We start from the raw sequence: 13,223 nt of genomic DNA, 5'->3' as shown, positions 1-13,223 counted from the left end.
ATTGATTTTCGGCTGGCCACTGACCGGCGCGGGTTTATTTTGCGCTCCGCTTTCTCCGCACAAAAAATCTGCTGGGAATTAGGTCGTAAATGTTCGATTAAAGCCTCCTGCCTATGTCTATTCCTTCATCCCAGACCTTAATCCGGAAAAATCACATATGATGAAACGCCTCCTCCACGCATTCGCTTTGCTGCCGTTGATCCTGGGAACTGCGGCCTGTGCAACCCAAACCGCGAACCCTGAAACAGCTGCGGCGACCGAACCTTCCGCGCCCGCGATCGCACAACTGCCGGAAGATGCCGATCCGGCCCTGTGGGTGCTCAAGGATGAGGATACGACCATCTACATGTTCGGGACGGTACATATCCTCAAACCCGGAATGACGTGGTTTGACGAGGCTGTAAAAGACGCGTTCGACAAATCGGACGAGCTTGTGATCGAAATGATCGAACCCGATGCCACGAAGATGGTTCAGATCATCAACGACATTGCGATCGACAAGAGCGGAACATCTTTGCGCGACAAACTGGCACCGGAAGACCGGGCGAATTACGAAGCGGCACTGGCCAGGCTTAATCTGCCACCCGCTTCATTCGATCCCCTCGATCCCTGGTTTGCCAGCGTCAGCATTTCTCTGATTCCGCTGATGAGCAATGGCTATGATGTGAACAGCGGCGTGGAAAAGGATCTCAAGGCGCAAGCGGAAATGCGGAACATGAAGATCATCGGGCTCGAGACTCCGGAACAACAGCTGGGCTTTTTCGACAATCTCCCCGAAGAGGTCCAGATCGGGTTTCTCAACTTCACCATTTCGACGCTGGATGATGTCCCCGCTGGCATGGAGAATATGGTAGCACAATGGGCCAATGCCAATGTCGATGCGCTTGCGGAACTGATGAATGCCGGTCTTGAAGACAAGATTTTGTACGATACTTTATTGGCTGATCGCAACGCCACTTGGGCGGAATGGGTGGAACAGCGCATGGAGCAGCCCGGCACGCTTTTCATGGCCGTCGGAGCGGGGCATCTGGCCGGCGAGAGCAGTTTGCAACAGAAACTGAAGGCCAAAGGTCTGAAGGTGAAACGGCTCAAATATTAGATTGTTCGCCGCTTGCATCTTTCCTTTTGGCCGAGCTGTCCCCAAATAACTGCCATGCACATCTTCAAACTCCTGCTAGCACTGGTCGCGACGGTATCTCTATCTGCTTGCGGAAACGCCAGCGAAACCGTTGTACTCAACACCGAAAAACCTGGAAAACCGGCTATCTGGAAGGTGACGGGGACTTCGAAGGAACAACCGGGTACAGCCTATCTGTTCGGTACAATCCATACCTTGCCCAAAGGCATTTCCTGGCGGACCGAATTGCTGGACCAGGTTGTTTCGGAATCCGATGAACTGGTCATTGAAGTTCTGGGACTGGAAGACAGAAGCAATTCGGCCAAAATCTTCTCAAAACTGGCAACCTCGCCAGATCTTCCCGCGGTGGAAGCCCGAATCGCGCCCGCCCTTCATGATGATCTGGACCGGGTTCTGGATAAGTCCAATATACCGGAAATCGCCTTGAATCGCATGGAAAGCTGGGCAGCCGCCTTGTCACTCGCCTCCGCGCAAAGCAGCCATCTCGGCCTGCGTTCGGAAGAAGGCGTTGAAAGAAAGCTGGTGCAGCAATTTACTGATGCGGGAAAAGCGATTGCCGGGCTGGAAACGATTGAAGGGCAGCTTGGTTATTTCGACAAATTGCCGGAAACGGATCAGCGTGAGATGCTGACCACAGTCATTGAAGATGCCGGAACCAGCAAAAACGCATTCGAGAAGCTGTTTAACGCCTGGTATAGTGGCGATATCGCTGAACTGGAGAAACTGACCGAGGGCGGCATTCTCGAGAAGCCGGAAATTCGAGAAAAAATCCTGGTTGCACGGAACAGGGACTGGGACAATCAGCTCCACGCCCGATTGCAAAAACCTGGCACATCCCTCGTGGCCGTGGGCGCTGCGCATCTGGTCGGTCCGGACTCGGTGCAGCTGATGCTGGAAAAGCGCGGCTATAAAGTCGAAAAAATTCAGTAAATTCAAAGTCGGGGCACCAGAAATGACATTTCAGTTCGACCGCGAAACCGCACTGGTTGCGCTTGATGACAATCGCTACACGATCGAGGCGAGCGACTTTTATCGCAACCCGACAGGCATGGCCTTCGGTGGCTGGGTTGCCGGTATCTGTGCCCGTGCCGTCGACATGCATCCCGAACGCAGCGGTCCGATCGTCTCCCAGCAGACGAACTTTCTTTCTGGCGTCGGTCCGGGAGAAGTCGAGGTTCAGACCAGCCTGCTCAAATCCGGAGCAACAACCCAGTTCTGGCGAGTGGAGCTCTATCAGAATGGCTCCGTCACGATAGTGGCGGACATTGTCTCGAGCACCCGCAAACTCACGGATATTGATTATCAAAAACCCCGACCTGACTGCAGGGCGCCAGAGGACTCGATCGCACTGCCGTCGGTCAACCCGATGGCTCCGCAATGGGTGGCATCCTATGATCAGCGGATCGCCAAAGGCATTCCGTTCAAGGTCAACAAGACGCCAGAAGCCCTTGTCTGGATCCGGGAGGCAGACGGCCGTCCGGTGGACCGGGTCAGCCTGTTTTCCATCTGTGATACCCCGATGCCCAGAACCTTCTTTGTGACGGAGCAGTTCCGGCCCGGATCCACTGTCTCGATGGCGACCTATATATATGCCAGTGAGGAGGATCTTGCCGACGCCGGAAGCGATTACATGCTGATGCGGGTCAACGGGGCAACGGTTCGCAACAGTTGTTGCGACTCTCGCGTGGAATTGTGGTCCGCCGGCGGAGTCCTGCTGGCCACCAGTAACCAGATCGGCTTTTTCAGGTGACGTTCCCTGAGCGCAATTTGCCTTGCTTTTCGCGAAATCGCTGCCTATAGCGCCCCCTTCCTGACCACAAACCACCCTGGAGGCGTGGCAGGACCTTGAAAAAACCGAATTTTGGAGCAACATTATGAGTGATCAGCTGACTTTATCAGCCGAGCCTCGCGAACGGGCTGGCAAGGGAGCCTCCCGTGCACTGCGTCGCGAAGGCCGTGTCCCCGCCGTTATCTATGGCGACAAGAAAGAACCGCAACCCATCCACGTCGAGGAAAAGGAATTGACCAAGCTGCTTGGCACCGGTCATTTCATGAACTCGCTGGTTCAGGTCGAAGTGGGCGGTACGAAGACCCGTACACTTCCCAAGGATGTTGCTTTTGATCCCGTCACCGACCGGGCAATCCATGTCGACTTTTTCCGTCTTGCGAAAGGCGCGAAGGTCCAGGTCAATATTCCTGTTGTATTCGTGAACGAAGAAGAATCACCTGGCCTGAAGCGCGGCGGTGTTCTGAACGTTGTACGCTACGAACTCGACCTGATGTGCGATGCCGACCTGATCCCGGATCAGATCGAAATTGACGTAACCGGCCTGGAAATCGGGGACTCGATCCACTTGTCCGACATCACCTTGCCCGAGGGGTCGGAAAGCTCGATTACCGATCGCGACTTCACCATTGCCGGTGTCGCGGCTCCATCTGCCCTCAAATCTTCCGAAGACGAAGCCGAAGACGGTGAAGGCGAAGAAGGTGAAGAAGGCGAAGAAGGTGCCGAAGGCGAAGCAGCTGAAGGCGAAGGCGGCGAAGAAGGCGATTCCGAAGACTAGACCTTCCCCGCTCAAACAATGTAACACCAAACCGTCCATGCAGCGCCCGGCGCGACATGGACGGTTTTTTATTGGCTGTGGCAGACTGCCGCAGCCGGTTCGGAGATGGAAAGCACATGCAGATCTGGGTCGGTCTCGGCAATCCAGGAGCGGAATATGCGCTGCACCGGCATAATGTCGGATATATGGTCATGGATGCGCTGGAGGAGGTGCACGGATTTCCGCCTCCCAAACAGAAGTTTCAGGGTTGGGTAGTTGAAGGCCGTCTGGGATCCGAAAAGCTGTTGCTGCTCAAGCCCGCCACTTTCATGAACGAAAGCGGCCGGGCAGTCAGAGCCGCGATGGACTTCTACAAACTCGGTCCCGAAGACATCACGGTATTCTATGACGAGCTGGATCTTGAGCCTTTCAAGATCAAGGTCAAACGCGGCGGCGGCACGGCCGGCCACAATGGCATCAAATCCCTGGTCGCCCATATTGGCGCGGATTTCCGGCGCGTGCGCATCGGTATCGGTCATCCTGGCCATAAATCCCGGGTTCAGGGGCACGTACTCGGCAACTATACCAAAGGCGAGATTGATGACCTGGCCGAGATGCTGGGCGCGATAGCTGCCGAAGCGGACTGGCTCGCAAAGGACAATGACGCCCGGTTCCTGAGCGAACTGGCGCTGAGGATGCAGAAAGACTGATTTTGGTCACCCGAGCCTTGTTTCCGAGGCTGAAACGGGTAAAGGCGACGCTGCTATAATAGAGACACCGGCCAGGCCCGGCAACATGAGGTAAATATGGGATTCAAATGTGGCATTGTTGGGCTGCCCAACGTCGGTAAATCAACCTTGTTCAATGCGCTGACTGAAACCCAGGCGGCGCAGGCAGCAAATTATCCTTTCTGCACCATTGAACCCAATGTCGGTCAGGTTGCTGTGCCAGACCCGCGGCTATACAAAATCGCGGAAATTGCAGGCAGTGCCAAGATCATCGAGACCCAGCTGGCCTTTGTCGACATTGCCGGTCTGGTGAAAGGCGCCTCACAGGGCGAAGGGCTCGGAAACCAGTTTCTTGGCAATATCCGGGAAGTTGATGCCATTGTGCACGTCCTGCGCTGCTTTGAGGATGACGATATCCAGCATGTCAGCAACAAGGTGGATCCCCTGTCGGATGCCGAAGTGGTCGAAACCGAACTGCTGTTGTCCGACCTTGAAAGCATGGAAAAGCGTGTCCCGGCTTTTGAAAAAAAAGCCACCGGCGGAGACAAGGAAGCAAAGATTGCAGCGAGTGTTCTGGGTCAGACGCTGGACCTGCTTCGCGAAGGCAAGCCCGCGCGACTGACCAAACCGAATGATGACGAAGAACAGCGGATATTTGACCAATCCCAGCTGCTGACGGCCAAACCGGTTCTCTACGTCTGTAACGTCGATGAAGCCGATGCCGCATCCGGAAACGCGCTCAGCGCACAGGTGTTTGAAAAAGCAAAAGCTGAAAATGCCGAGGCTGTCATTGTCTCGGCTGCGATAGAGGCAGAACTTGTCGGGATGGAGCCGGAAGAGCGCGCTGAATATCTGACTGAACTCGGGCTCGAGGAATCGGGTCTGGCCCGCGTCATCCGCGCCGGATATCAGTTGCTGGATTTGCAAACATTTTTCACCGCGGGCCCCAAGGAAGCGCGAGCCTGGACAGTGCACAGGGGAGCCAAGGCCCCCGAAGCCGCAGGCGAGATTCATACAGACTTTGAACGGGGCTTCATTCGGGCCGAGACGATTGCCTATCAGGATTTTGTCGATCTGGGCGGCGAAAGTGCCGCTCGCGATGCCGGCAAGCTGCGTCAGGAAGGCAAGGATTATGTCGCACAGGACGGCGATATCATGAACTTCAAATTTAACGTCTGATCTGCTGAAACTTCGCGGTACATATTAAGTGCGATCAGATCAGGCGGGCGGGTGTCCACTGCCCCTCTGTTAGACTTTTTCCCTATTTTCTGCTACCTGCAGCCTTCATCTAATACGGGCGCACAAATCTCAAGCACAGGGAGAGCAGGATGCAGAGCGACTATGATGATGAGGATATTGTAACCATTATTCCCGGGCGTGTAGAACATCCCGAAGCCATATATGCCCTGAAGTCGCCGACTTTCTGTTTGCGCAAGGACGGGATTATCTACGCCACAATCGGGGCGTGGGAATATGATGCAAGCAAGGCAAAAACGCCGGAGCAGAAACGTGATGTGGCCCAACTCGACTCGGATTTTGACACGATCATTGAAGATCCGGAAAAATATATACGGGAAGCCATTATACGATCTGAAGAAGTGATGGTCAGTTACCAGCAGACCGGCCCCGAGGAGGGTGGAGGCTAATATTCCGCCGGACACGACGGTCGCGAGACCTCGCATTCCCCCCGGCGATGCGCTTGCCACAGCGCGAAGGCTCGGACCCGAGAACGGTGTCACCCGGCTTGCCAATATCACGGGACTGGACAGGATCGGCTTGCCGGTCTGGCAGGCGGTCCGCCCGCTCGGACGGGCCCTCAGCGTGCATCAGGGCAAGGGTGCGACCGATGAACTGGCGCAATGGTCGGCACTCGGAGAGGCTGCCGAAAGCCACGCAGCAGAAAGTTTGGGACCGGACGTTTTCCGGATCAGTCATGCCGAACTCCGGCACCAGGCAATCGCAGAAAATCTCGAAAATCTGCGTAGCAGTGACAAGAAAAAGCCCGATCCACAGCGAATTCAGGACTGGACTCGGACGCACGACCTGCGGAGCGGTGCAGCGGCGTATGTCCCGCATGCCTGTGTGTCCCTCGACTATTGTCTGGATGCCGATCCGGCTCTGGACCGCAGCAGCATGGGACTGGGTGCCGGAACCAGCTGGGATCAGGCCATTGCCAAAGCCTTGTACGAATGCCTTGAGCGCGATGCTGTCGGCAGCTGGTTGCGCACGGCGCCATCCCTCCGGCCAGCCCGGGAAATAGAGCTGGAAACACTTCCACCAGCCTGGAATACTCCCTGGGCTGGTGCTCTCGCCGACCTGCAAATCCGCCTGCGGATTTTCTCGATCCCCGCCGTCATCGGGATCCCCACAATTGTCTGCACTGTTGAGCCCACAATCCCGGCTGAGCCATTTTCGCTTTCGACCTATGGATCAGCCTCGTCCCCGGAACCGGAGAGCGCGCTGTTTGCCGCCTTCGCCGAAGCTGTACAGTCACGACTGACCTTGATCGCCGGTGCACGCGACGACATCACGCCCTCGGAATATGTCGCTGATCGGGCGACGGGCTCCTGTCCCCCGATTCCGCCTGGCTGGTGCGGCAAGTCCTGGTCCACAACAAAGGCATGCAGCGGGACCTGGCAAACCATGGCTGACCGACTGGCAGATGCCGGTTTTGAGCGCGTGCTGATACGCCGCCTCACGGGGGACAAGGATTTCTGGAAAGTGGTAAAAGTCATCATTCCCGGTCTTGGTTCCCTCAGGCGCAAGCGGAAGATGGTCACATGACAGACCATATATTTGCCGGACCATCGCTTGCGGGAATTGCGCGCCCTCCCCTGGCTGACACCAGATGGCATCCGCCGGCAAAAGGTGGTGATCTGTTGCAGCTGGATTTGCGGGCCGGTGACCGTGTCTGCCTGATCGACGGAGTGTTCGAATCTGCGCCTGCCGTTCGGCACAAGGAGATTTTGTTGCTGCTCGCCAGCCATATTGCCGTCTTTGGCGCATCCAGCATGGGCGCCCTGCGGGCCGCCGAAATGGCCAGATATGGCATGACAGGAGTCGGTCGGATCTATTGCGCTTTTGCCAGGGGAGTTTTCACAAGAGACGACTGGGTTGCGCTTCGCCATGCCCCCGCGGAAATGGATTGCCAGCCATTGACTCTGGCCTTGGCAGATTTGATCTTCGGACTGCAACATGCCGTGCGCGAGAAAGCGTTGAGCGCCAGACAGGCGGGCCGTCTCCTCCGTGCCGGTGCCGGGATATTCTATCAGGATCGCGACTGGGCGAGGATTGAAAGCGCCAGTGCGCTTGGCAACAACATCCTGGAATCATTTCGGACATGGCGTGCTGGGCGTTGGCGCTCCCAAAAAAGGGAAGATGCCCTCGCCTGCCTCTCGTTGCTGACCAGCTGCAGGGACGAACCGAATATCCGCCCGGAATATGTCGACACGCCCTTCCTGCGGAACTTTGCGACTGCTTCCGGAATTGATCTGGCAAGATCAAATTTCGGGGTCACCAACCAGAACATCCTGTAATAGTCGTGAAACCTGATCCCGTACGGCGCTGTCTTGAAACGGGTGGTGCAACATGGTCCAGTCCAGTATTTGCGCCACTTCCGGCAACGTCTCATCGTGCCAGCTGTCACGCACCCGCTCCAGGAAAGTCTTCGCAAATTTACTGCGTTCTGCCGAATCTGCTGCCGAGCTTGCCAGCAGCCGGTACAGGAGCACCGAAATGGTCGGCTGCTCAATCAGCGACAGGCATTTCTCGGCATCGCCATAATCGCCGGCGAGAAAATGCAGAAGTCCCTGGTCTTCGAGCAAGGCGTCCGTGGCGAAAGGTGTCAGGGCAGCGCTGCTGGCCAATATTGTTCCGGCCTTTTCCAGATTGCCGATAAACATCATTCCGGTTGCCGCTTCGAGAAGCCTGACCGCGTTATAGGGGTTGAGAGCTGCGGCCTCGTCAAAGTGTCGCTCGGCCTTGTCAGGTTCCTTGCTCCACAAATAACTCCACCCCAGTAACACGTGGAAATGCGCGTTGACCGGATCCAGGCGAAAGGCCTTGTGCGCAAGCTTTCGGGCAAGTGTGCGTTCCGCAATGCCGGTTTTGCCCAGCGCCACATAGGCACCATCGGTATTAAGCAGCCGGATCAACCGCGCATAGGCCGGCGCGAATTCGGGATGATGCTCGACCATGCTTGTCCAGGCGGCAATGGCGGCATCGACATCAGATGCGTTCTGCAGGTCGCTATAGTCCCGAACGGTGCGGTAATATTGATCATATATATCCGCCGGTCTGTCGGGAGCGCGGGTTACAAGATCACTCTCGATCTGCGGAATCACCGCGGTCACGATGCGGTTGACCAGCAACCCCACAAGCGGCTGTGCATCTGAAGCCGGCATCTGGGCCATGTCGGTCCAGATTATGCTCTGATCACCGATACGAGAGACTCGCAATGACACCCGCAGGTCCGGGCTTTCACCGAAAACCGTGACTTCGAGCCGATAGTCTCGGGGGCCACCATTGCCCGATGCATCACCCGGGTGATGATTTTCCTCCGACACCAGGCTGATATCGCGAAATCGGGTCAGGGCAAACAATACCTGTTCTCGCAGCATGACCGCAAAAGCGGGCTTATTGTCCGTCATGGCGCTGATATCAAATCCGGGCACATATAGATGAGGCGGTTTTCCGGCTACCAGCGAGATTACCGGTTCATTTCTCCCGGGGATCGCATCTGAATTGGGCTTCTGGTGCCTGATCGAACGGGCTTTGCCAGTGAAACGGTATCCCCGGCCATATACGGTTTCTATCAGTCCGTTCCTGCCTCGCTTGTCTGCCAGGGCCAGACGAATTTCCTTGATCACGGAGGTGAGCGCAGAATCTGAAACAATTGTGTCCTGCCACACCTTTGCGAACAGCTCTTCCTTCGTGACCAGAAGGCCCTGATTGGCGATCAGAACCGAAAGAACGCCAAATGCCTTTCGGCCAATTGCAATTGATCCGTTTCGTCCAAACAGCCGCTCGTCCCGGCTATCCAGAACAAAATCACCAAACTGAATCTGCTGATGTTCGCCTTCGTGCAGCTTGCCAGTCAAGAGATCCACTTTTCCTGTTGCCTCAAGATGATGCCCGGAACCGCTCTGTCACAGCCATCCGGCGCCAAGCCTATTGTACACATATTCCGCCAATTATGGGAAAATTCTGGAATTCGCCTTCTCCGGATTCTTTCCAGATTGCTCGCAGGATGTTGGTGCGGATCGTCCGTATCTCTCTGGCCATCGACAATGTCGTCGTGAACCCGAAAGGAGAAACAAGATGTCCACCAAAATGAAAACCAACATTCTTGCCGCCGGAACTGCTGCTCTCATGCTGATGGCAGGAGCCGGTTCGGCAAAGGCGGAAACCGTCGAGGTCCGCTATATGGCGAGCGAACTTTCGACCCAGGCCGGGGTTGAGCGCGTGTCACAGCGCATCAATCGGAAAGTTCGCCGCGCCTGCCGCAAGATCAGCGTCGCGTCCTCGCCGCGCAGTCGGCGGGAATGCCGTAACGATCTGACAGCACAGCTCGTTGGCAAGATTGATCACCCGGTGCTGACCGCCATCTATTCCGGTACCCGTTCCGGACGGCTGGCCAGCAACGCTGCGGGTGGCCTGCAATGACCCGGTGGCGGAAGGGGCGGCAGAGATGCTTTCCCTTCCGCTATTTCTCTACGCCCAGCAGGTCATCCTATTTCCTGCCAAAAAGCTTTTCGATATCTACATGCGCGAGCTTGACCCAGGTTGGCCGGCCGTGGTTGCACTGACCGGAATGCGGCGTCACTTCCATCTCTCGCAACAAGGCATTCATTTCCGGCACATTGAGCACCCGCCCTGCCCGGACCGATCCGTGACAGGCCATTGTCGAAGCGACATGATCTATACGTTCCTTCAGGCTCAACGCTTCATCGAAAGCGCCCAGTTCATCGGCCAGGTCCGTAACCAGACCGCGAACATCACCGGACCCGAGCATGGCTGGTGTCGCACGCACCAATATGGCTGACGGTCCAAAGCGTTCCAGCTCAAGGCCAAAACCGGTCAGCTCTTCCAACCGGCTTTCCAGACGATCGCAGGCATTTTCATCCAGTTCCACGACCTCGGGCATCAATAATGCCTGTGCGGCCACCCTCCCCCCTTCAACCGCTTTGCGCATCCGTTCCAGCACCAGACGCTCATGTGCGGCATGCTGATCAACGATAACGAGACCATCTTCGGCTTCTGCCACTATATATGTTTTGGCGACCTGTCCGCGCGCAACGCCGAGCGGGTGGTCCGTCGCTTCGGGGACCGCTTCGGTCGCTTCCTCGGCCCGGCCCATCAGCGGAGCGAGATCCTCAGCACCTGCCGCATCGACATAATCTGATTTTCCATCAAGCAGGGAAGTCAGCCCATCAGCGGAGGTCGCCGGATATGGCTGGGTCTGGATCCTGGCATGTGCGGAGGGAGCCGTCTGCCGGGCGAAGATACTTGCCTGGGGATCGGGAGCCGGCGGTTCCGTCTGCCAATGTGCGAGAGCGGATTCCGCCGGGCGTTGCACGGCACGAAATCCGCCTTCGTCCAGGGCCCGGCGAAGACCGCTGACAATCATGCCTCTGATCATGGACGGTTCGCGAAACCGGACCTCAGTTTTCGCAGGGTGCACATTCACATCGACCTGTTCCGGCGGCATGTCGACAAACAGGGCGACGACCGGATGACGATCTCGCGCCAGCATTTCGGCATATGCGCCCCGGACGGCACCCGTCAGCAGCCGGTCCTTTACCGGACGTCCGTTGACGAAAAGAAACTGATGATCGGCCACACCGCGGTTGTAGGTCGGAAGTCCGGCGACGCCCGTCAGTCGTACATCCTCGCGTTGCAAATCGACACCAACGCTGTTGGCAGCAAGCTCGCGGCTGGTCAGGGCGGCGACGCGGTCCGGTCCGGTATCACCGGCCTGGACGGCAATCGGCTTGCGTCCGGCGTGCTCCACCGTGAATCCAATGTCCGGGCGAGCCATGGCGAGACGACGCACGACGTCGACACAGGCGGCATATTCGCTGCGGGCGGTGCGCAGAAACTTGCGGCGTGCCGGAACCTTGGCGAACAGCTCCTCGACACGCACTCTGGTGCCGGGAGGAATGGCCGCTGGGCCGTCATGTATCAGTTCGCCATGATCAACGACCCTGAACCAGCCATCACCAGTCTTTTCGCGGCTTTCGATTGCCAGCTTCGCGACACTGGCAATCGACGGCAGGGCTTCCCCGCGAAAGCCCATGGTTGTGACCAGTTCAATGGCTTCATCGGGCAATTTCGATGTTGCATGGCGCTCAAGTGCCAGCCCAATATCTGCCCGGCTCATGCCGCACCCGTTGTCCGCCACCTCGACCAGCGCAAGCCCGCCCTGCTCCAGCCTGACATCAATCTGTGTCGATCCGGCATCGATCGCGTTTTCCACCAGCTCCTTCAACGCGCTGGCCGGACGCTCGACCACTTCACCAGCGGCAATGCGATTGATCAGGCTGTCGGGGAGTCTTCTTATTGACATGACGTCATTCCTAGCCCAAGCGACTTGCCCAGGCGAGCCTTGATTTTCGGGGGAAAATACTGAAAGACATTACAGTTGTTTTCAGCCCCCGTTCAGCAAAAGAAGCGCTGTAGTGATAAGCCGCGGCATCTGCTGCAACTATAAGAAAATACGGATAAAATTATGGTCTTTGGAAATCTGTTCAAGTTCAGGTCGCAGGATATGGCGATCGATCTGGGAACCGCCAACACGGTTGTCTATGTCCGCGGTCAGGGAATCGTCCTCAACGAGCCGTCTGTTGTTGCCATCGAAACGTCAAATGGTGTCAAAAAAGTAAAGGCTGTGGGCAATGACGCGAAGATGATGATGGGCAAGACGCCCGACAGTATCGAGGCGATCCGTCCGCTGCGAGACGGCGTCATCGCGGACATTGATGTCGCCGAGCAGATGATCAAGCATTTCATCAAGAAGGTCCATGGCAAGCGCAAGCTGCTCAGCTATCCGGAAATCGTGATCTGTGTGCCCAGCGGATCGACATCCGTCGAACGACGCGCCATTCGCGATGCGGCATCCAATGCCGGCGCCAGTCAGGTGTTCCTGATCGAGGAACCCATGGCGGCTGCGATAGGTGCGGACATGCCGGTTACCGAACCGATCGGTTCCATGGTCGTCGACGTTGGCGGTGGAACAACCGAGGTTGCTGTGCTTTCGCTGCGCGGCCTGGCCTATACGACATCCGTGCGGACCGGTGGCGACAAGATGGACGAAGCCATTGTCTCTTATGTTCGTCGTCATCACAACCTGTTGATCGGCGAAACCACGGCGGAACGTATCAAGAAGGATTTTGGAGTTGCCATGGCTCCGGCGGATGGCATTGGCCACACGATTCATATCAAGGGCCGTGATCTGGTGAACGGGGTGCCCAAGGAGATTTCAATAAACCAGGGGCAGATTGCCGAAGCGCTTGGTGAGCCCATCGGAACAATCATCGAAGGTGTGCGGATCGCCCTGGAAAACACCGCCCCTGAACTGGCTGCTGACATTGTCGATCAAGGGATCGTGCTGACGGGCGGCGGCGCCTTGATTTCCGGACTTGATGAAGCATTGAGTGAAGAAACCGGCCTGCCGGTCACTGTTGCCGAAGATCCGCTGGCATGTGTCGCTATTGGAACCGGTCGTGCCATGGAAGATGAAATTTTCCGCGGCGTTCTGACGACGGCGTAGACGAAATTTTGATGATTTTGGGTCAACCTGAGACGGTAATGAAA

At 56.8% G+C, this 13,223-nt stretch carries 13 protein-coding genes; 11 read left to right on the top strand and 2 right to left on the bottom strand.

Features of this window, described 5'->3' with window-relative positions; translation table 11 throughout:
- Positions 1-157: 157 nt before the first annotated feature.
- The 9 genes from BUQ90_RS11670 (at position 158) to BUQ90_RS11630 (ending at position 7,945) form a co-directional block, all read left to right on the top strand.
- Positions 158-1,099, top strand: coding sequence for a TraB/GumN family protein (locus BUQ90_RS11670; RefSeq protein WP_143182845.1), 942 nt, complete (start codon positions 158-160; stop codon positions 1,097-1,099).
- Between the two features lie 174 nt (positions 1,100-1,273).
- Positions 1,274-2,068 (top strand): TraB/GumN family protein, encoded by a 795-nt coding sequence (locus tag BUQ90_RS11665; protein ID WP_159437093.1) that lies wholly within the window; start codon positions 1,274-1,276, stop codon positions 2,066-2,068.
- A gap of 22 nt (positions 2,069-2,090) precedes the next feature.
- A complete protein-coding gene (locus BUQ90_RS11660; protein ID WP_074205367.1) occupies positions 2,091-2,888 on the top strand; it encodes an acyl-CoA thioesterase in 798 nt (265 codons plus the stop codon).
- Positions 2,889-3,012: 124 nt separating this feature from the next.
- Positions 3,013-3,702, top strand: coding sequence for a 50S ribosomal protein L25/general stress protein Ctc (locus BUQ90_RS11655; RefSeq protein WP_074205366.1), 690 nt, complete (start codon positions 3,013-3,015; stop codon positions 3,700-3,702).
- Between the two features lie 116 nt (positions 3,703-3,818).
- Positions 3,819-4,391 carry an aminoacyl-tRNA hydrolase gene (gene pth / locus BUQ90_RS11650; protein WP_074205365.1) on the top strand — a complete coding sequence of 191 codons (573 nt, stop codon included), beginning with the start codon at positions 3,819-3,821 and terminating at the stop codon, positions 4,389-4,391.
- A 96-nt stretch (positions 4,392-4,487) separates the two neighbouring features.
- A complete protein-coding gene (gene ychF / locus BUQ90_RS11645) occupies positions 4,488-5,588 on the top strand; it encodes a redox-regulated ATPase YchF (RefSeq protein WP_074205364.1) in 1,101 nt (366 codons plus the stop codon).
- 149 nt (positions 5,589-5,737) lie between these two features.
- Positions 5,738-6,055: a hypothetical protein gene (locus BUQ90_RS11640; protein ID WP_074205363.1), complete on the top strand. Its 318-nt coding sequence runs from the start codon at positions 5,738-5,740 to the stop codon at positions 6,053-6,055.
- Positions 6,045-7,193, top strand: coding sequence for a YcaO-like family protein (locus BUQ90_RS11635; RefSeq protein WP_074205362.1), 1,149 nt, complete (start codon positions 6,045-6,047; stop codon positions 7,191-7,193). Before BUQ90_RS11640 ends, BUQ90_RS11635 begins: the two co-directional genes overlap by 11 nt.
- Positions 7,190-7,945, top strand: coding sequence for a TfuA-like protein (locus tag BUQ90_RS11630; RefSeq protein WP_074205361.1), 756 nt, complete (start codon positions 7,190-7,192; stop codon positions 7,943-7,945). Before BUQ90_RS11635 ends, BUQ90_RS11630 begins: the two co-directional genes overlap by 4 nt.
- Here BUQ90_RS11630 and BUQ90_RS11625 read toward each other — a convergent pair.
- On the bottom strand, positions 7,910-9,517 hold the full coding sequence (locus BUQ90_RS11625; protein ID WP_084192681.1) for a winged helix-turn-helix domain-containing protein: 1,608 nt from the start codon (positions 9,515-9,517) through the stop codon (positions 7,910-7,912). The genes BUQ90_RS11630 and BUQ90_RS11625 overlap by 36 nt on opposite strands.
- 211 nt (positions 9,518-9,728) lie before the next feature.
- Here BUQ90_RS11625 and BUQ90_RS11620 point away from each other — a divergent pair, with 211 nt between their 5' ends.
- Entirely contained in the window at positions 9,729-10,073 is a 345-nt protein-coding gene (locus tag BUQ90_RS11620; RefSeq protein WP_074205359.1) for a UrcA family protein, read from the top strand.
- 67 nt (positions 10,074-10,140) lie between these two features.
- Here the strand turns inward: BUQ90_RS11620 and mutL are convergent, their stop codons facing one another.
- Positions 10,141-11,976 carry a DNA mismatch repair endonuclease MutL gene (gene mutL / locus BUQ90_RS11615; RefSeq protein WP_074205358.1) on the bottom strand — a complete coding sequence of 612 codons (1,836 nt, stop codon included), beginning with the start codon at positions 11,974-11,976 and terminating at the stop codon, positions 10,141-10,143.
- 162 nt (positions 11,977-12,138) lie between these two features.
- Between mutL and BUQ90_RS11610 the strand changes: the two genes are divergently transcribed.
- A complete protein-coding gene (locus BUQ90_RS11610) occupies positions 12,139-13,179 on the top strand; it encodes a rod shape-determining protein (protein ID WP_074205357.1) in 1,041 nt (346 codons plus the stop codon).
- The last annotated feature ends 44 nt before the right edge of the window (positions 13,180-13,223 follow it).

The organism is Parasphingorhabdus marina DSM 22363, from assembly GCF_900128895.1.
GTDB classification, from domain to species: domain Bacteria; phylum Pseudomonadota; class Alphaproteobacteria; order Sphingomonadales; family Sphingomonadaceae; genus Parasphingorhabdus; species Parasphingorhabdus marina.
The sequence above is the reverse complement of the archived record's forward strand: the minus strand, read 5'-3'. Positions and strand labels throughout refer to the sequence as shown.

Excerpts from the sequence above, each read along its gene's own strand:
- BUQ90_RS11670 (WP_143182845.1), top strand. The coding sequence starts at position 158 with ATGATGAAACGCCTCCTCCACGCATTCGCTTTGCTGCCGTTGATCCTG.
- BUQ90_RS11660 (WP_074205367.1), top strand. The coding sequence starts at position 2,091 with ATGACATTTCAGTTCGACCGCGAAACCGCACTGGTTGCGCTTGATGAC.
- BUQ90_RS11655 (WP_074205366.1), top strand. The coding sequence starts at position 3,013 with ATGAGTGATCAGCTGACTTTATCAGCCGAGCCTCGCGAACGGGCTGGC.
- pth (WP_074205365.1), top strand. The coding sequence starts at position 3,819 with ATGCAGATCTGGGTCGGTCTCGGCAATCCAGGAGCGGAATATGCGCTG.
- ychF (WP_074205364.1), top strand. The coding sequence starts at position 4,488 with ATGGGATTCAAATGTGGCATTGTTGGGCTGCCCAACGTCGGTAAATCA.
- BUQ90_RS11640 (WP_074205363.1), top strand. The coding sequence starts at position 5,738 with ATGCAGAGCGACTATGATGATGAGGATATTGTAACCATTATTCCCGGG.
- BUQ90_RS11630 (WP_074205361.1), top strand. The coding sequence starts at position 7,190 with ATGACAGACCATATATTTGCCGGACCATCGCTTGCGGGAATTGCGCGC.
- BUQ90_RS11620 (WP_074205359.1), top strand. The coding sequence starts at position 9,729 with ATGTCCACCAAAATGAAAACCAACATTCTTGCCGCCGGAACTGCTGCT.
- mutL (WP_074205358.1), bottom strand. The coding sequence starts at position 11,976 with ATGTCAATAAGAAGACTCCCCGACAGCCTGATCAATCGCATTGCCGCT.
- BUQ90_RS11610 (WP_074205357.1), top strand. The coding sequence starts at position 12,139 with ATGGTCTTTGGAAATCTGTTCAAGTTCAGGTCGCAGGATATGGCGATC.